The sequence below is a fragment of the Lysinibacillus sp. CNPSo 3705 genome (genome assembly GCF_028674935.1).
Taxonomy (GTDB): domain Bacteria; phylum Bacillota; class Bacilli; order Bacillales_A; family Planococcaceae; genus Lysinibacillus.
In genome coordinates this window covers 1-19,254 of the sequence record NZ_JAQZSD010000018.1, presented here as the reverse complement: position 1 = coordinate 19,254, position 19,254 = coordinate 1, and the positions used below count along the sequence as shown (strand labels likewise).

Sequence of the window (19,254 nt, the reverse complement as noted above, 5' to 3'; positions counted from 1 at the left end):
GATTCAAAAGACGACATTTATAAAGGTTGCAAAGATTGTTGCATTTCTTGTGTCATTTTTAATGCTAGATTTTGTTTTAAATCTAATACCAATTGCATTAAGCCTGCTTCCTTTTTCCATAACATCCTAATCATTTAGCTACCAATGGATATTCCCAAAAGTTAACTCTCGCTCCACTTAATAATATAATTTGCCAAAACATTAGTTACTTCTACTACGCTATCTAAATGAACACATTCATCTGGTCCATGCATATTTTCTCCAATTGGCCCAAAGCACAATCCTTGTTTTCCGTAATACTGCGTAAATCGTGCATCATTTCCTCCAGCTCTTCCAACCATGATGACTTTATGTCCCATAACATCTTCTGCATTTTCCATAAATAATTTTACAAAAGGGTTCTCAGGGTCTTGGTACCATGGCTCGGTTGACCATCCAAACCACTCTATAACAGGTGGATTTTTAGCCATCCATTCATCGCCTAAGACAGCTTTCATAATCGTGTCTTGTACTAGTTGCTTAATTTCTTCGCGAGTTTCCCCTGGGATAAAACCAATTCTTCCTTCGAGGATCGCTTCCCCTGGAACTGTAGATACCCAGTCCCCAGCTTTTAGTACCCCTAAGTTTAAGTGAACGGACTGTCCAGACCCCTTTTCAAATAAATCAAACTTAACATTTTTAGCACGCCATTCGCTTAATTCATCCAGTGCACTAAGGATTTTCATCATTTTTGAAATAGCATTTATGCCTTCATGCGCTAAACCAGCATGCGCTGTTCTTCCCTTTACGTACACTCGGAAATACATAATCCCCCCATGACTTATTGTCATATTCAAATTATGTGGCTCTGTCGAAATGTACCCATCTGTTACGAAGCCTTCCTCCAAACATGCTAAAGCTCCGCCTCCACCACCAGCTTCTTCTTCTATTACTGAATGTAGCTGAACATCTCCAGCAATTGGATAACCTAAATCAATTAATGTTTTCAATGCGAACCAATTTGAAATAAGTCCTGCTTTCATATCGGCAGAGCCTCGACCGTATAACTTGTTTCCAATAATATCTCCACTCCATGGGTCCATCGTCCAGTTTGAATATGGTTCTGGTGAAACAACATCTACATGCCCATGAATCGTTAATGACTTACCATCGGAGACACCTTTATGTATTCCGATAATATTTTTTCGGTCTTCAAACGGAATACCTGAATCAATAAACGCTTCATGAGCTGAAACCTTCTCATATTGTGGTTCAATCTCATGCAAAATCAAGTTAAGTTCTTCATATTTTTTTTTCATGTATACTTGCATCTCTTGTTCATTACCGACAACGCTTTTTATACGTACGACATCTTGAATTGTTTTAAATAATTCTTCTTTATTTTCTTCTATATACAGTCGAATTTTTTCTTTCAAAGCATTCACTCCTTTATTTACTTCTTGTGTCATTAAAAAGAGGAAGATTATCTAAGAGATTCTCATCTTCTAAATAGTTAATTCAAGACTTTAATCTTATTCTCATTAAAGATCTCTTTATCTAATGACTCCAAGTCATCAATAGAGTCCATGCTTCCAAGTTCTTTTTTAAAGAAGCTTGTTATAAACAGCATGTAAATGATTCCGATTATAAGCCAAACGATTCCACCTATAAATGCATCAGCGTGTAAATGATACCAAAGAACTCCAGTAGCTAATGCTCCGAAAGAAGGCATAATTAAGTACTTAAAGGTTTCACTGCCTGATCTCCTTTTCTGACGAATATAGAAATGAACAATAACAGAAAGGTTAACGAATGTGAATGCAATTAATGCCCCAAAGTTAATGACTGAAGCAATTAATTCTAAATTTGGCCCTATTGCAAATAATGATACGATTCCCGTCAAAACAATCGTAAAAACAGGCGTTCTAAATTTAGGGTGTAAGTATCCGAAAGTTTTTTTAGGAAGTACACCATTTCTGCCCATAACAAACAGCAAACGAGATGCACTTGCATGAGATGCAAGTCCTGAAGCTACAGTGGCAGCGAATGCTCCTGCAATGAAAAGCAGTTGAAATAACTTCCCTCCTACATATAAACCAATTTCCGGCAATGTATCATCTACATTTTCGAACACAGTAACATCCGGGAATAATGCTTGTGTAAAATAAGAAGCGATAAAGAAAATACCCCCACCGATTAAAACAGTTAGAAGGATTGCTCTAGGAACTGTTGATGTATCCTTTGCTTCTTCCGTATACATTGTTATTGCGTCGAAACCGATAAACGAGAAAGCTACTACTGTTGCCCCAGTTAAAACGGCTATTAATTTCACATTTTCATGTGATAGTGGATGAATCGTGAATAAAGCACCATTTCCCATACCGTGATAAAGTTGTACAGAAGCAAGTATTATGAAAATACCTATTAAACAAATCGTGAAAACAACGAGTATAAAGTTTAAGCTCGATGTTGATTCCATACTATAAGCATTAATTGCAGTAACTACAATGACATAAGCAAAAACCCAAATCCAAACAGGTACATTCGGAAACAGAGATTCCATATATATTCGAATAATTAATGCATTAACTAAAGGTAATAATAAATAATCTAATAACGATGCCCATCCTACGAGGAATCCTAGGTGAGACCCCATTGTTTCCCGGGTGTATGTATATGCTGAACCAGCAGCCGGGAATACCTGTACCATCTTTCCATAACTAATCGCTGTCAATACCATTACTAACAAGGCGACAAAATACGCCATTGGTACTACACCATTTGTTAATTTTGATACAATTCCAAACGTATCAAAGACCACTGTAGGCGTCATATATCCTAATCCCAGTGCAACAATTGACCAAACACCTAATGACCTTTTAAGCGTAGTGTTATCTGTCATTCATCCATCCCCTTTACATATTTTTAGCTGCTTCATTAATGTTTTAAACTGCGACTAATCAATCTGAACTGCATTGAGCACTGGTGGTTTATGCTTAAGACCTTTTGTCATAAATAATAAATAAATAACACCAATTCCTAACCAAACACTACCAAGAGTAATCGAATAAACATCTAGATTGAAAAGCAAACAAGTTGTAAGTACTGCTCCGATTAATGGAAAAATCAAATAGAAGATAGTCCCCTTTAAGGAGCGTTCTTTTCGTTTACCGTAATATAAAAAAACAACGGATAAATTCACAGCAGTAAATGCAAGTAAGGCGCCAAAGTTAATGAAAGACGCGACAAAGGTTAGACTTAAAAACATCGCAGATAATGATAAAAGACCAATTAATAAAATGTTGTTTACCGGGGTTCTCGTTCTTTTATTTAGTTTTCCAAAAAAATTTTTAGGTAATTGTCCATCTCTTCCCATTGCGTATAATACACGTGCAGCACTTGCTTGAGAAGCGGACGCGGAACCAAATACAACCACTGCAGTTTTTGCTAGGAATACTGCTTGTAAGGCATTCCCGCCTACTAGGAAAGCAATTTCATAGGAAGCAGAATCAGCATCTTTAAAACTCGTATAATCTGGCCAAACATTATGGGCAAAATAAGATACGACTACAAAACATAATCCACCAATTATTGTTACTAAAGATATTGCACGCGGTATGTTTTTCTCCGGATTTTTTACTTCTTCTGAAAAAGTAGAAACTGCATCAAAACCGAGGAAAGAGAAACATAATAGTGCAGCACCAGCAACTATATACGTAAATGATTCCTCGGTATTAAAAAAGGGATCAAGGTTAAATAAAATGCCAGTCCCGGTTCCAGTTACTATTGATTTAACTGATAAGATGCAAAAGACAATTAGAAATAATACCGATAAGCCTATTACAATCATGTTGACATTTGCGCTTAACTTTACACCTTTAACATTTACAAACGTCACAAGAACTACTAATGTAAGTATCCAAACATACTGTGGAACTTCAGGTATTGCAGCTGAGAAGAAAATACCAAATAGTAAAAAGTTAACCATTGGGATCAAGAGATAATCCATTAAAATTGCCCATCCCACTAAGAAACCAACATGAGAATTAATCGCTTTTTGCGCATAGGTATAGGCAGATCCCGCAATAGGGTACGCTTTTGCCATTTGACCATAACTATGAGCCGTAAACATCATCACAATTAATGCAAGTACATACGATCCAGCGACCATACCATGAGATATTTGAGAGGCTATGCCGTATGTGCTAAACACTGTAGTTAAAGCCATAAAGGCCAACCCAGTAACAACAACAGACGTTAAAGAAAGCGATCTAGACAAATTAACTGAATGTTTCATTTTTCCACTCCCCGAATAGTAATAAAAAAATGTTCCCGGTAAAATGATCAATTAACTAAAATAGTAGGATAGTAGACTGATTCACTATAAACAACTTCACCATCCATAATTGTTAACAAAACTTTCGTTTGAAGAATTTCTTTATGTTCTACCTCAAAGAGGTTTTTATCTAGTACAATAATATCTGCTAATTTTCCAACTTCTAATGTACCCAAATCTTTTTCTCTGAATGTGCTGTAAGCTGAACCTTTTGTATATGCTTTCAACGCTTCTGCGAGTGTTAGCTGCTCTTGACTATTCCACTCATAATCACCAGTAAAGTCTAGTCTCGTAATCGCATGAAAAATTTCTTTAAAAGGATCTAATGTTGCTATTGGATAGTCTGTACCAAGAGCAATATACTCGACTGCGTCGTATAACGTTTTACATAAATACGTATAAGGGGCTTTCTCTTTACCGACACGCAAAGTATGACTTTCTTTTGGCATCAATGCTAGATGAGAAGGCTGTACAGATGGAACAACCCCCAATTCTTTAAATCTCTTAATATCTGTCGGATGAATCACTTCAATATGCTCTAGCGCATGTCGTGAATCTCTCACACCATTCTCCATCCTTGCTGCTTCAAATATATCTAGAGCAAGCCTAACTGCGCCATCACCTATTGTATGGAAGCGAATTTGAAATCCTTCTTTGTCCGCTTTTGTCACCCAATTTTTGATCGTTTCTACAGGAAAAGCAGTACTCCCTCGTGTTGTAGGTTTGTCTAAGTAAGGATCTAACATGTATGCGGTATGTCCAGTTACAACGCCATCAATAAACTGCTTAAGTCCTGCAAGCTGTAATTTTTCGGAATTGTACTTTTCACGCAAGCTTATTGCTCTATCTATATCATCATTTAACTCAGGGTAAAGATGAATGCGAGTCGTAAGTTTTCCAGCTTCATCATATGCCTTATACATAGCGAAACTATTTAACTTATCAAAACTACTTGCAAACAAATCATTTACTGATGTAATACCTAATTGAGCTGATTTTTTTAAGAACTCTTCAAACAATTCTTCTTTCCGTTTATCTGGAAATGCGAGAGCAATATCCACAACTAAATTCATTGCTGTTTCAAGAAGAATACCTGTGATTTCATTATTTTCATCTTTTTGAATCGTACCATTAGGAGGGTCTTCAGTTTCATTTGTAACCCTTGCATTTTCAAGTGCCAAACTATTAACCCATGAATAATGACCTTCTGCGTGAAAAAGAATAATTGGGCGATTAGGAACTACTTTGTCTAAAGAAAAACGTGTCGGCAAGCATTTCTCCGCCCAATTTGTATGATCCCATCCATAGCCTATAATCCACTCATCAGCATGCACGTTTTCCGAAAATTGTTTTACTAAACTAGCAACCTCTTCTTCCGAATGAGCATCCGATAAATTGATACTTGCATGCGAGAAAAGACTACCAAACATGAGATGAAGGTGCGCATCATGAAATCCTGGCATAATGAGTTGGTTGCCATAATGATATTCCTTCGTGTCTAAACCTATAAATGGTGTTATTTCCTCCATCGAACCTACCGCAATGATTTTGTTACCTTTAATCGCAATAGCAGCTGGCTTTGCTTCATTTTCTAAACCTGTAAATACTGCTTCACTCGAAATAACTTTATCAGCGATAACCACTATAACTCCTCCCTTTGCCTAAGACTTACTTCTAATGGAACTCTTATAACAATCAATTGAAAGCGCTTACATAACTAGAGAAGTTAAATAATCGCAATTAACAATGGGCATCCACTGTTCGCCTATTAAAATAGGCGAACATAACGGACAAAAGACTCATACTAATTTAAGCTTGTAAACTGGATTTTTCCATTCCAAAAGTGTTGCATATTCTAATGACTCAACATCCCCAGGTAAGTAGCCTGGCATTACTTTATTTAATACATATCCGTTTTTCAATTGGAATGTTAAAACAGGATCATATATTTTCCCTTTCATTACCTCTAGTACATACTCGTCTGCACTCATCTGCTCAGCATATTTATAGTAATAAGGTATACGACCTCCTACTAAAATACTTTCTAAGTTAAGTTTCTCACATATTTTTTTTCGGCCATCATACAAATGACGTCCCAATTGTAACCCTCTAAAATCTTCGTGTACGCCAATTTCAATACCGTATAGGTTTCTACCATTCGGGTTATGATTTCGAATAAATCCTAAATCACAGATTTGAAAATAGGAGTGACTTTCTCCGTAATCTTCAAAATTTACAATTAGACTTAAAGCGGTTCCTACAATTTTACCGTTATATTCTAGACAGATTTGGCCTTCTGGAAACAACTCAATCTGACTTTCAAAATGCTCATATTTTAATGCCATATCAGGTCCAAAACACTTCATAGAAAGTGCGGCAACTTCAGCAAGATCCTCTTTTAAAATATTGCGGACAACTATTTCTTGTCCATTATTTTTTAAATTTACTTGAGACATAATAAATTCACCCTCTTATTTTATTGGAATTAAAGTTTATTACTTTATTAATTGTGTAGACTGTCTCCCATACATAGTTTCTAAAGAATGTATGGGAGACATGGAGAATGTAGATAAGTCTACAACAATATATTTACAGGTGTGTCGATTACTCATTTTTATACATTCGAAGAGGCTGATTTCTGCTACGGGCTACTCGCTTTCCTACGGGAGTCGAGTAGCCCTACGCTACAATCAGTTAAAATGGAAATATATCAGCAAAATAGTAACAAAAAAATCCATTTATCACGCAATATTAAACCTATTTTTCCCTAATCAACACGCCTGATATATTTAGTTACCTAGTAACATTTTTTATTATTTTAAATAAATCGATACAAACTTCTTCTCCAGGTACTCCTCTAGTCCGTACCAACCGCCTTCTTTTCCCATTCCACTTTCCTTCATCCCACCAAACGGAGCTTGTACAACCACTGGAGCTGGATCATTAATACCAACAATTCCGAACTCTAAAGCACGCATCATTCGCAAGCCTCGACCAATGTCTCGCGTATAACAATAAGCTGCAAGACCATATTCAGGATGGTTTGCTCTTGCAACTACCTCTTCTTCCGTCTTAAATGTATAAATTGGTGCAACTGGTCCAAATGTTTCTTCTGTTGTAATCTTCATATTATCACTTGCATATTGAATAACTGTGGGCTCAAAGAAGTAACCGCTACCATTATTTAATGTACATACTTTACCACCCGCAATTACTTTACCACCGTGTTTCACAGCGTCTTCTACTTGACTTTTCACTTTTTCAAGAGCCACTTTATTAATTACTGGACCGACATTTACGCCATCTTTTAATCCATTTCCTACAACTAATTTAGATACCTTGTCAGCTAACTTTTCTGAGAATTCATCTGCTACAGTTTCTGCTACGTAAATCCGGTTGGTGCTGATGCAAGTTTGACCTGAGTTAATAAACTTAGACACTAAGATACCATGAACTGCTGCGTCGATATCAGCATCCTCAAACACAATATACGGTGCGTGTCCACCAAGCTCCATTGATATTTTCTTCACTGTATCAGACGAATCACGGATAAGTTTTTTCCCCACACGCGTCGAGCCAGTAAATGTGATTTTACGAACGTCTGGGTTCCTCGTCATCTCGTTTCCAATTTCTTCAGCTGGGCCAATTACCAGGTTTGCAACGCCAGCAGGTAGTCCAACTTTATGAAAGCATTCGAATACTTTTATCGCCGAAAGAGGCGTTAAGTCAGCCGGTTTTAAAACAATCGTACAACCAGCAGCAAGTGCAGGTGCAATTTTTCTTGTAATCATCGATAACGGGAAATTCCATGGTGTAATAGCTGCACATACCCCAACAGGTTCGCGAATTACCATTAAGTGTTTATCAGCTGCAGATGCAGGAATTGTTTCCCCATAAATTCTCTTAGCCTCCTCTGCATACCATTCTAGATAGCCGATCGCACCTGCTACTTCACGAGTAGCATCTGGTAAAGGCTTACCATTTTCAAGGGTAATCGTTTCAGCTAATTCTGTTGTTTTTTCTTTCATCAATTGAACCACTTGAAACAGGTAGTTGCTGCGCTCATTTCCAGTTGTCTTACCCCAGAATTCAAATGCTCTCTTCGCACTTTCGATTGCTTCTTTAGTTTCAGTTTTACTACCTGTAGCAACAGTGCTAATTATTTCTCCTGTCGCAGGATTTGTTACATCTAATTTATTTCCTGTATCTCGCCATTCACCGTTTATATAAAGCACTAGAGAACCTCCCCTTTTTTTACTATAACCACCACTACTCAACTTACTTTATAGGAATAGTTTAGTTGCGTGTATTTTTAAAAGCAGTAATCGCATCGTCTATAATTTGAATCATTTTTTCAATTTCTTCCTTGTTAATAATAAGCGGTGGCGCAATTGCTACAATTTGGTTATATGCTCCAAGCGCTCTTACTATTAATTGGCGATCGAAACATGCGTCAACTACCGCATTTGCTGGGAAAACAGTTGGATCAAACAATTTCCCACTTGTTGGATCTTCATAAAGTTCAAATGCAGCCAACAGACCAATTACTCTGCAATTTGTTACAATACTATGCTTTTCAGCTAAGTAATCTAAACCTTTTTTAAGTTCTTTCTCCATTTCGTTTACGTGGTCAATAATATTATCACGCTCTAGTATTTCAATGTTTTTCAGTCCAATCGCACAAGCAGTCGGATGGCCACTATATGTGAAACCATGTGGGATAACAGCATCGAAGTTAGCAATTGTTTCTCTAATTTCATCATTCATCATGACCCCGCCAAGTTGCGAATAACCACTCGTAATTCCTTTTGCAATTGACATCATATCAGGGACAACATTCCAGTTGTTTACACCAAACATTTTCCCCGTACGACCAAATCCACAAATAACTTCATCTGCTATGAAAAGGATATTATGCTCGTCACAAATTTTACGAACTACTTCTAAGTAACCTTCAGGTGGAATATTAACCCCGCCCGCACCTTGCACAGGTTCAATAATAATTCCGGCAATCGTCTCCGCACCTTCTCTTTCAATTGTTCCACGGATAGAATCTGCATAGTTCGGATCACTTTTATCACCTAACTCGCTGTTTAATAGGTGGGCTGTTGCACGAACAACTCCGTCTATATTTGATGATGCGAACTTGTGGTATGCTGCAAGACCAGTAGCTGTTTGCGCTCCTATTGTTACACCGTGATAAGCATTCGTTAGCGCAATAATCTTTCTTTTTTCTGATTTTCCTTTAAGCTCCCAGTAGAAACGAGCTAATTTAATTGCTGTATCATTTGATTCTGACCCACCAGAAGTGTAGAATACACTATTTAAATCTCCCGGTGCTAACTCAGCTAATTTTTTAGCAAGTAGAATGGATGGTTCATTTGAGAATCCTTTAAACGATGATGCATACGCGAGGGTAGATAATTGACTATTACCAGCATCTGCAAGTTCTTGATTCCCATGCCCTAAGTTCACGTTCCAAAGCATTGACATCCCGTCGATGTATTCCACATCATCCGTACTTGTAACTGTAACGCCTGTACCTTTAACAAAGATAATAGGCGGTCCATTGTCAATTAAAGCCTTCGGATTTGTAGCTGGATGTAGCAAGTGCTTTTTGTCCAGTTTAGCTAACTCTACAGTTTTTGATTGTTGAGTAATTTTAGTTGTCATTGATAAAACCTCCATTTATAAATTAATAATTTGCGATTGGATGGATACACTCTCGTATCAACTAACTTCAAACTGACATACAATCCAACTTGAATTTTTGAACTATTCTTAATTATGAAAATAGTATATCTTTACATTTTTATAATGTAAATTATAATATTTATATGGCTTCCATATATTTTATGAATACTAAAAGGAGGAGTTATCAAAATGAACCTTCATCGTTTACATTGTTTTATTACAGTAGTTGAGGAAGGTAGCATTACAAAAGCTGCTACTGCACTGCAAATGACTCAACCCCCCTTAAGTATTTTAATTAGAAAATTTGAACAAGAATTAAATGTCACTTTGTTTAATCGTTTAGGTAGATCTCTTGAATTAACACCAAGTGGACTATTTTTATATGAAAAAGGAAAAGAATTACTTGATTTATCTGAGAATACGGAGAAGAAATTAGTCGAGTTTCATGAAGGAATTAGAGGTACGGTGAAATTGGGTTGTACTACTTCAGCAAATCTATTTATTTTGCCAAATGTCTTAAAAAAAATTCAAAAGGAAACTCCTAACATAGTTACACATGTTCGCGAGGGTAATACATCATATATTTTAGAAGAACTAAGAAGTCATAAAATAGATATTGGAATTGTCCGAACTTCAGTGAGAGCTGAGGACATCCATACTTCAATATTACTAACAGAACCTTTACTTTTAGCTCTTCCACCCAACCATCATCTATGTGAAAAAGATTCTATTGATATTGCAGACTTGACAAACGAACGCTTTCTTTTAAATACAACATCTTATGGATCAGGTGTTGCTGATGATGTGATCGAGGCATGTCAAAAAAGTGGTTTTACGCCTAATGTCATTTACTGGGGGACAGAAACATTACCAACACTTATGATGGTAATGAAAGGCGCAGGGATTTGTTTTGTACCTAGCTGTTTCAAGCTACTTAATTCTCCTGATTTACCGGTACTTAGACCACTAGCAAATCCAGTGTTACAAACAAAACTTAATATAATTACACTTAAGGATCGTTACATGACCTCAATTTCCAAACGATTTCTTGCGATTACCGAAGAGGTTGCAATGAAAATGACAAGCATTTTCAATGATTAATGTGATTTAAGTTATGGCGTTCAAGTTAAAATACTCGGTAGATAATGCATAATAAGTCAAAATAAGATTCTCACTTTAACATCAGTTAAGATAAGAGTGCTTTAAATTACCACCTGCTAAAGTAGGTGGATTTTGTCATGAATGTCCACAAGTACCAGTGGTGAGTATTATTTTTTCTGAAACAAATTCCTGACTAGTAGATGTTTTGACAGTAAATCGCTCATTACCTATATTCTTAATAATCTCAGTAACTGTTACCGTAAAAATAGGATACGGACGGGTAATTCCCAACTCTTTTAACACTATTTCTTTAAACGATTGTGGTTTTACCCCATCACGAGTAATAAGTCCATGTGATGCTTGTGTCACTCTATTCCTTTTCGTTCTATCGTCAAATAATGCAATGTTTATTCTAGCCCTTCCTAAAGTTAAGCTAGCACTTAACCCAAAAGGACCTCCACCTATAATGGTACAATCACGGACTTTTTATTTTTTTACCTCCGAATTGTTTTGATTTTATTATGAGTTGTTGTTTGCATAAGAGAACTACATTATTTCCCACATCATGGATTTACTTTCTTCTTATCCTGCCTCTGTTAGTTGAATAACATTTGTAATAATCGCAAAAAAAACTCGACCCCTACTGAATGAATCGAGTTTTAAATATGGTTTTAATTTGTTCGAGCCAACTAGTTTCCTTCCGTCCCTTCGCCTCTTCCTTCCGTCCCTTCGCCTCTTCCTTCCGTCGCTCTGGCTCTTCTTTCCGTCGCTTTGACTCTTCTTTCCGCCGCTTTGACTCTTCTTTCCGTCGCTTTGACTCTTCCTTCCGTCGCTCGGATTTCTTTCCGTCGCTTCGACTCTTCCTTCCGTCGCTCTGACTCTTCTTTCCGTCGCTCTGGCTCTTCTTTCCGTCGCTTGGATTTCTTTCCGTCACTTCACCTCTACCTTCCGTCACTTCGCCTCTACTTTCCGTCGCTCGGATTTCTTTCCGTCGGTTCGCTTCTTCCTTCCGTCGCTCTGGCTCTTCTTGAAACTTTAACTCCAAATCATTAGATAATTTTGGGTTAAAATCATAGAAATGTAGCTAAGTTTGATTACCTCAAGTCTTTCTTTTTTCTTCTTTTCTCCGTTTTGATTCTTTTACATAATTAATATAGTTCCCTGTTCCTTCTATTGCTGAAACTGCAATGATGGCCCATTCTAGTGCATTAACATCTCTTAGAGATTCCTTTTCAAAAAATAATGTAATGCTAGCAATAAACCCATAGAGAAGGGCTTTAGAAAAATACTCCCAAATAGGAGAATAATTTTCCATATTAATTTTCCCGTATATTTTGTCTATTGAGATTACTATTCCAATAATTATAACTACAGTTATAATAATTTCCGTCTTCATAGTTCACCTCCATTAAAATTTTAACAAATACTTCATGCACATCCAGTTCAGTTGCTGCCTTCTGTACCAGTGAAAAGATTCTCTGTCTTGCTAACTTCCTTCCAATTCAAGAATCTGGCCCTTTGACACGGTGCTACATCAACATGAACGTTATTCAGCTTTGCTGATATACTGTTGCCGTAATCTTGTCTTTTAGACATACAAACATATAAAAAATACCTTCAGCATATCCATCGAAATCAGCATAATCGATTTGCCCTATATACCGCATTCTTCGTTCACAACATGGACAAAGCGGATACTCCGGATCCTGGACCCAGCTTGGATGGCCGCCAATCTGCGAATTTAATTGTGACATGGTCCAAACTGCAGCATAATACGGTGATTGTGGCTCATGTGATAGGACTAAACTAAGCGGGATTTCAGTACTGCTGTTTACGTCATCAATATCCGGAAGATAAGCAGGTTCCTGATTATAGCGGCTCCATACAGGCACGCCATGATTGTCCAGCTCTATGTATATCGTGCTAAAGCCCCCACATAAATCACAGGTTATCACCTGCAGATTCTCCATCTGTAAGTCTAGATATTGCAAGGAAGGGTGAGATGTAGCTACGTCCATCAACTTTGTTAACTTCCTATTGCACCATGGGCATGTTGAATGGCTTATCTCAAGAAAACGGGCATGATGTATTTCATTTAAATCGTTATTCTGTTGTTCTACTTGCATAATTGGATAACATAAATGATTAATTAGATCACGCTTCTCTCCGTCTGGGGTTAGCTCCCATCCTCCATCGAGAGCGTATGTTTCAGGAGTTACATACAACTGCTCCGCCCATTTTGGCGGCTGCATTTGCCATTCCCGAAACTGCTCTATGACCAGGGCATTCCCCATCCATCCGAGCACAAGGAGAAGCTGATTTCGGTTATCCTCATCCCATTTCACTCGCTCCAAAAGCTGCTCTTGAATTTCTTGTGGTGCATCTTTAAAAACAATCGGGTTATGAAACAAGCCGCGCTCTATAAGCTCAGGCAAAGCATTCGAGATATTATCATTCCGATAGCATACTAGAGATAATAAAATGTCTTGTGCTTCACTTTCATTGTTAATAGCGAGTAATTCCATCGCATATTCCAGCATAGCGCCTGCTTCATTATCTGATAACGAAATGTACAACTGCTCCATGCTCAAAGGATAAGGAGTGTATTGGATAAGCGGACCTTGCCTTCTTGGTGCATGCATCACCTTGAGAATATCTACATAATCTGTTAGTCCTTCAAAGAGATTCACTGTTTTGCGGTGCTGCTCAATATAAGCTTGTTGTTTTTTTCGTTCTTGCTCCTGATGGCAAGGCATGCAGATGCCGCCTGTTTTGACTGCTGTACTCGGCAAAATTGTTGCGTTGCAGTCTTCCGTCTTGCATGGTATGCGTTCCGCCATGTTTGATTAACCCCCTTTATTTCATCCCTCTTCTTAGCTGATATGTGCTTAGAAAAAAGTATGTATAGTGCATTTAAAAGTTTATTGTATATGCTGATTAAGTCGTACATAAGTTATCGCTTATAGTCGGGCTGTTCCAAAGTAATAGGATTAGGATTGCTGAGTACCCAATGCACCGCTAGTTCGCATAGTCTCGCGGGCTCTTTACTACCATTGCCGTTGTGAAGTTCTTTCGCTAATCTTTCAGCCTCTAGAAGTGCATCTGGATGTAATGGCGTACCCAAGCTAAAGTAATGGCCTAAACTGTTAATCATGTTACGATATTGATTATCCCAGTTGATACTGCCGTTATCTAAAATTTCGTATGATATTTTACCTGTAATACGGATAACCTCACCCTGTACGGTTTTCGCATGTCCTTGTGAAGGAATTAATAAATTCCAAAGTTCATCGTGTTGCGCCTGCCATCCCTTTGTTGATACTGCTATCGGAGAGGTACCATCGTGAGTCTTTCGTTTCCCTACTGGAGGAACATCAAATAGCTCATATAGACGTAAAAGTGCCTCATCTGTTTGATTCAAATATTCTTTATTAAAGCCTTCTCTGTGAAACTCAAAGTCATTGCCAATTCGCTTAATAGAGTCTTTCATTTTCTGCGTTTCAGTTGCTCCAGCGTTAAGCAAAATATCGGCAACTTTCGCCATATTGACGATATCTATGTTTCTACACATTGCCAAAGCTTTTTCTAAGGGCGTCTGTTTCAACTTATTTTCTGCGCTGATATTTGCCCCTTTGGCAATCAACGTGTTTACCGCATTTGGCTTGAATGAAGCTGCGGCGGCAAATAAAGGTGTCTCGTTTTGATAATCAATGGCCTCTATATCTGCACCCAACTCAAGCAGTAATTCAGTATTACCGCACCAACTTATTGCATGTTTATGTAGAGCCGTTCTTCCGTAACTGTCACTAGCATTTATATCAGCACCCTGTTCCACAAGCCAGCGGACCAATTCATTCGGTATATTGAAAAAGCTCAAAGCTGTTGATTTACTGTAACCGCCACGGGCATCTAATTCGCATTGCATAAATACCTCTTTTAATGCTGATATATCGCCTACTTCAATTAGTTCATCGAAATTTTTCGGTAAGGTTTTTTTCTTCTTCCCCATCTGTACTACTCTCCTTAGGTCAGATTTTTGAAATTAGCACATTACTACATTTTACCACTTATTCATTTGTTGTAGTATTCCATTCTCCATCAATATGGTGCTATACGAAGGAATGGCTCCAAGCTATACGATCAAACCTTAGAAAATGTTATGGTTTGATGTGTATTTTACTGAATAGTTACTTGACTATTCGGTGTATTCGGTGTTTGGCTAAACACTCGTATCACTCCCATTGCTTCAATTTGAATAGGACAAGCCTATTTGAGAAAATTAATCGATGCACTAATTGATAACCTTCCCTTCTGGTAACTTACCATCCTTAATCCACTCTTCTACAAAACGGTTAAAGAACTCAGGATTCGCTAATGAGACACCGTGGCCGATGTTCGATAGCACAACACCTTGACAATTGGGATTACTATTCACAAGATGGATCGCAGATTTTTTCATGATGCCTTTCTCTTTTGCACCGACAGTTACTAAAATGTTACTTTGAGCTTTTGAAAAATCATGCGGGATAGCAAAAGACATATTTTCTTGCAATATTTTTATCAGGGTATCTACTTTCATCTTTGAACTATCTTCATAATATTGCTCAAAATATTCTTCATCTACATACAATGTTTTAGCTTGAAGCTTGGCGAAGGATTTATTTTTTATTAAGGGTGGATGGTGTCACTAAAGCACTGTTGATGATGGCAAAGTCTATTAATTGCGGTTTTAGACTAACCATTTGAATAGCAATTTGAGCTCCTAATGAAAAACCGACTACTATGACACATTTATTTTTTGCTTTTTCTTCTATTAATGATAGAAGGGTTTTGGCACTATCTTCAATTGAAAAATCAGAGTTATTATTAGCCCCGTTATCTATTAATTCTGGTACAACGCAATGATAATCGCAAAAGTATTGGATTTGTTTATCCCACATCCACCCTCCAACACCACCCCCATGAATCAACAGTATAAGTGGCTTATGTATATCTCCGTACTCTTTAACATGCATGACCACACCTTCTTTCTTCATTCTTGTATTTCTTGGGAAATAATTAGATTATTCTCGCATTTTATCCACTGTATTTATTTTATTATTTATAGTGTCATATTTATAGTTTCTGCTGCATATATAATAATTGAAACACCTTTTGCATTTTTAGCATTGTGGCTCTTGGGATTGAGGAAGAAAAACAAAAAATAATAAACATGGAGGTAATACAGATGGATCAAAACAAAACGAACGAACCAAAAGTAAAAGCCATTACCCCTTCCAGTTTAGGAGAATTTCCCCTCGCACCAATTAGTGGCTTATATGTATGGAGTGAACAGCAAATTCGTGAGGAACTTCGGATCGATGTCGACGGATACTACCCACAAATGGTAGCAAGTGGCACTATTATTTCAAACCAGTCTTCTACTATTCATTGGATTGCTAAGTTAACAGCGAATGGTCCAGATACATGGACAGGCAATATTCGAAATAAATATTTAGACGACAACCAATCATTTCCTTATACAAATGTGAAAATACAAGTAACACGCGGTTCATTACCTGAACAGCATTCTGCAGAAGTCGCGTTTCTAATCGGAGGGGAGATAGACAGAACTAGCACTTTCCAGTTTCAATCTCCTTACTTCCACCCTGTGGAATTTGAATTTGATGCTGAAGAAGATACAACGCCAGTTACTACCTATCAAACTCACGCTCATCCAGACAAGCCTGCATCTTTGCCGGATGAAACTTTGTCAATTTCAGAAGTTTTCAAACGCACGGGGTTTGATGTAAAAATATCAGACGGTAATAATATTGTTTCCAAAGACTATGCAGGGACTGATAAAAAGTGGAACACTCAAGAGATGCATGATGCCATGCAAGTATATTGGTCGCACTTTGATAATAAGCCCCAATGGTCCATGTGGACATTCTTTGCAAATTCGGAAGCTGAAGAAGGCCATGGTCTAGGCGGTATTATGTTTGATAGCTTAGGTCCGAATCATCGTCAAGGGACTGCCATTTTTAATAATTCATTTATTGCCGATCCACCTAAAGGTGACCCTGCTCCTGAAGCTTTTGTACAGCGCTATCGTTTTTGGTGTGCTTGCCATGAGATGGGACATGCTTTTAATCTGCTGCACTCTTGGCAAAAACACCTAGGTTATCCTTGGGAACCTTTGGAGCGCCCTCTTATCCCAGAACCAAAGGCTCTAAGTTTTATGAATTATCCTTACAATTATGATAGTAAATCTGGTGGCAAAGAGTTCTTTAAAAACTTTGAGTATCGTTTTAGTGATCAAGAATTGTTGTTTATGCGACATGCACCTGAGCGCTTCGTACAAATGGGTAATGCTGACTGGGCTGTAGATCATGGTTTTGAGCAACCAAACATGTCTATTCACCCTTCTTTTAATCTTGAATTGAGGGTTAACCGTAAATCACCAATATTCCAATGGTTAGAACCTACAGTTATTGAAATCAAACTAACGAATACTTCGAATCAACCTCAATCCATCAATAAACATATATTGTCCGATTTATACGGAATGACTGTAATGGTTAAAAAAGATGGAAAACAAGGACGGCGATTACTACCTCATGCTCAATATTTGTGGAACAAAGAGAACAAGGTAATAATGCCTGGTGAATCACTGTACGAAACTATTTTCGCGTCTGTAGGGAAAAATGGCTGGTTAATTGATGACCCAGGATTTTATAGCATTCAAGTAGCTATGCAAATAAACGGCCATAACATCGTATCAAATAACTTAAGACTTCGAGTTTTACCACCTACAGGATACGATCAGGAATTCCTTGCTCAAGACTATTTCTCTGAAGAAGTAGGACGCGTTCTTGCCTTCGATGGCAGTCGTTACCTTGACAAAGGAAACGATATCCTTCGTGAAATAACGGAAAAACTTCCTGACCATGCTGTTGCTCTTCACGCTCATATCGCTCTTGCTAAACCATTGGCGTTTGATTATCAATTCCTTGACTTCACAGGAGACTCAGATACAAAAGGTAAAATCAAACTAATACCTGCCCAACCAGATGAGGCGCGTAAACAGTTTACTTCTGCGTTAACTAAACACAACCAAATTGCTGCTAAGACACTTTCTAATATTGATTATCATGAATATATGGGAACATACAGTGAATTTCTAAGTAACCAAGAAGAAAACAAGGAAGCAGCAGAGGTACAAAATGTCCTTTATCAAACGCTAGCTGAACAGAATGTGCTAAATAGTGTATTACAAAACATCAAAAATCGTCGCGAAGACTATGAACAAAAGGAAAATGAACACTTTACAAATATCTAAAATTTTTATTTTGATACGTTAAACACTATTTAATGCTATTTTAAAAAGGAAGAAAACCGTCATTTCGAAAAAGATTGATCGAAATGACGGTTTTCGTTATTTCTCTCCATTAGCCATCCATGTTGCGCAAAAACCAGCGCTACATGGATGGCTAACGGGCAGGTTAGTTGAAGAAGAGGGTAACTTTAAACAGATATACCAATGCGAAATTTTAAATCCCATTACTATATTGAATGAATATCTTTTTGTATGTGTGGCATCCACGATAATCGCTGGACTGTTGATGATTTTTTTCTCAAATGCGATCTCAACTGTTTTCCCAATGAGCATGTCTAATAAGCTTACGTCTTGAAGACGAAGCCGACGAAATTTTGTAAGCGAACTTGAATCAATGACTGGATCTCCTGGCGCCATATCTAAGAAATACTTGAATAACATATCGTACTTTGAACGCTCTACAAGGTCGACGTCTGATACAGCTTTTAATAATAAGTACTTAAACATACGAATTGGAGGAATGGCATTACGTCCATTGTCTAAACAATATTTTATTTTTAACTCTTCTAAAATGAATGAAAAATCAACAAGTTCATTGATTTGGCGAAGTATATTATCTTTTGGCACAACAATATCGTAGATCGCCATATATGGACTTAAATAAAGGGTTTCTTGATTTGAAATCATCGGGGGCACCACCTGCACATTAATTCTTTTATTATAAAGAAAAGCGTGACTAAAATAATAGTGTGATACATTGCGTTGTTTGGAGAAGCATCGCTCGACTCCTGCGGGAAAGCGAGACAGACGAGACCCCGCACGAAGC

The 19,254-nt window shown here is 37.5% G+C and carries 14 protein-coding genes and 2 pseudogenes; 2 read left to right on the top strand and 14 right to left on the bottom strand.

Translation table 11 applies throughout. The features are described from left to right. Window positions 1-161: 161 nt before the first annotated feature. From PVA17_RS09885 to PVA17_RS09855, 7 genes are all read right to left on the bottom strand, one after another. A complete protein-coding gene (locus tag PVA17_RS09885; protein ID WP_274067590.1) occupies window positions 162-1,415 on the bottom strand; it encodes an ArgE/DapE family deacylase in 1,254 nt (417 codons plus the stop codon). 77 nt (window positions 1,416-1,492) lie between these two features. Next, on the bottom strand, window positions 1,493-2,881 hold the full coding sequence (locus PVA17_RS09880; RefSeq protein ID WP_274067589.1) for an APC family permease: 1,389 nt from the start codon (window positions 2,879-2,881) through the stop codon (window positions 1,493-1,495). A gap of 54 nt (window positions 2,882-2,935) precedes the next feature. After that, entirely contained in the window at window positions 2,936-4,276 is a 1,341-nt protein-coding gene (locus PVA17_RS09875; protein WP_274067588.1) for an APC family permease, read from the bottom strand. A gap of 47 nt (window positions 4,277-4,323) precedes the next feature. Then, a complete protein-coding gene (locus PVA17_RS09870) occupies window positions 4,324-5,958 on the bottom strand; it encodes an amidohydrolase (RefSeq protein ID WP_274067587.1) in 1,635 nt (544 codons plus the stop codon). A gap of 156 nt (window positions 5,959-6,114) precedes the next feature. Next, window positions 6,115-6,771: a GNAT family N-acetyltransferase gene (locus PVA17_RS09865; protein ID WP_274067586.1), complete on the bottom strand. Its 657-nt coding sequence runs from the start codon at window positions 6,769-6,771 to the stop codon at window positions 6,115-6,117. A 357-nt stretch (window positions 6,772-7,128) separates the two neighbouring features. Continuing rightward, on the bottom strand, window positions 7,129-8,550 hold the full coding sequence (locus PVA17_RS09860) for an NAD-dependent succinate-semialdehyde dehydrogenase (protein WP_274067585.1): 1,422 nt from the start codon (window positions 8,548-8,550) through the stop codon (window positions 7,129-7,131). A gap of 61 nt (window positions 8,551-8,611) precedes the next feature. Next, a complete protein-coding gene (locus PVA17_RS09855) occupies window positions 8,612-9,988 on the bottom strand; it encodes an aminotransferase family protein (RefSeq protein ID WP_274067584.1) in 1,377 nt (458 codons plus the stop codon). Between the two features lie 210 nt (window positions 9,989-10,198). On the opposite strand from PVA17_RS09855, the gene PVA17_RS09850 reads away from it, so the two are divergent. Beyond that, entirely contained in the window at window positions 10,199-11,110 is a 912-nt protein-coding gene (locus PVA17_RS09850) for a LysR family transcriptional regulator (RefSeq protein ID WP_132360047.1), read from the top strand. A gap of 135 nt (window positions 11,111-11,245) precedes the next feature. Here the strand turns inward: PVA17_RS09850 and PVA17_RS25540 are convergent, their stop codons facing one another. From PVA17_RS25540 to PVA17_RS09820, 6 genes and pseudogenes are all read right to left on the bottom strand, one after another. After that, on the bottom strand, window positions 11,246-11,479 hold the full coding sequence (locus tag PVA17_RS25540) for a hypothetical protein (RefSeq protein ID WP_274067583.1): 234 nt from the start codon (window positions 11,477-11,479) through the stop codon (window positions 11,246-11,248). A 271-nt stretch (window positions 11,480-11,750) separates the two neighbouring features. Next, a complete protein-coding gene (locus tag PVA17_RS09840; RefSeq protein ID WP_274067582.1) occupies window positions 11,751-12,155 on the bottom strand; it encodes a hypothetical protein in 405 nt (134 codons plus the stop codon). 54 nt (window positions 12,156-12,209) lie between these two features. Continuing rightward, the gene (locus PVA17_RS09835; RefSeq protein WP_132360051.1) at window positions 12,210-12,506 is read right to left on the bottom strand and encodes a hypothetical protein; all 297 of its coding nucleotides are present in this window, start codon (window positions 12,504-12,506) and stop codon (window positions 12,210-12,212) included. 154 nt (window positions 12,507-12,660) lie between these two features. Next, window positions 12,661-13,950, bottom strand: coding sequence for a DUF1963 domain-containing protein (locus PVA17_RS09830; protein ID WP_274067581.1), 1,290 nt, complete (start codon window positions 13,948-13,950; stop codon window positions 12,661-12,663). 113 nt (window positions 13,951-14,063) lie between these two features. Beyond that, window positions 14,064-15,119, bottom strand: a complete 1,056-nt coding sequence (locus PVA17_RS09825) for an ankyrin repeat domain-containing protein (RefSeq protein WP_274067580.1) — start codon at window positions 15,117-15,119, stop codon at window positions 14,064-14,066. Window positions 15,120-15,401: 282 nt separating this feature from the next. Beyond that, window positions 15,402-16,131, bottom strand: a pseudogene (locus PVA17_RS09820) (alpha/beta fold hydrolase). Between the two features lie 206 nt (window positions 16,132-16,337). On the opposite strand from PVA17_RS09820, the gene PVA17_RS09815 reads away from it, so the two are divergent. Beyond that, complete coding sequence (locus tag PVA17_RS09815) at window positions 16,338-18,431, top strand: hypothetical protein (protein WP_274067579.1); 2,094 nt, start codon at window positions 16,338-16,340, stop codon at window positions 18,429-18,431. Between the two features lie 243 nt (window positions 18,432-18,674). Here the strand turns inward: PVA17_RS09815 and PVA17_RS09810 are convergent. Continuing rightward, window positions 18,675-19,115, bottom strand: a pseudogene (locus tag PVA17_RS09810) (transposase); the annotation flags it as partial. Between the last annotated feature and the right edge of the window lie 139 nt (window positions 19,116-19,254).

What these genes read in the sequence shown, in the direction of transcription:
- PVA17_RS09850 (WP_132360047.1), top strand. Translation starts at nt 10,199, where the DNA reads ATGAACCTTCATCGTTTACATTGTTTTATTACAGTAGTTGAGGAAGGT.
- PVA17_RS09875 (WP_274067588.1), bottom strand. Translation starts at nt 4,276, where the DNA reads ATGAAACATTCAGTTAATTTGTCTAGATCGCTTTCTTTAACGTCTGTT.
- PVA17_RS09825 (WP_274067580.1), bottom strand. Translation starts at nt 15,119, where the DNA reads ATGGGGAAGAAGAAAAAAACCTTACCGAAAAATTTCGATGAACTAATT.
- PVA17_RS09855 (WP_274067584.1), bottom strand. Translation starts at nt 9,988, where the DNA reads ATGACAACTAAAATTACTCAACAATCAAAAACTGTAGAGTTAGCTAAA.
- PVA17_RS09815 (WP_274067579.1), top strand. Translation starts at nt 16,338, where the DNA reads ATGGATCAAAACAAAACGAACGAACCAAAAGTAAAAGCCATTACCCCT.
- PVA17_RS09835 (WP_132360051.1), bottom strand. Translation starts at nt 12,506, where the DNA reads ATGAAGACGGAAATTATTATAACTGTAGTTATAATTATTGGAATAGTA.
- PVA17_RS09830 (WP_274067581.1), bottom strand. Translation starts at nt 13,950, where the DNA reads ATGGCGGAACGCATACCATGCAAGACGGAAGACTGCAACGCAACAATT.
- PVA17_RS09865 (WP_274067586.1), bottom strand. Translation starts at nt 6,771, where the DNA reads ATGTCTCAAGTAAATTTAAAAAATAATGGACAAGAAATAGTTGTCCGC.
- PVA17_RS09880 (WP_274067589.1), bottom strand. Translation starts at nt 2,881, where the DNA reads ATGACAGATAACACTACGCTTAAAAGGTCATTAGGTGTTTGGTCAATT.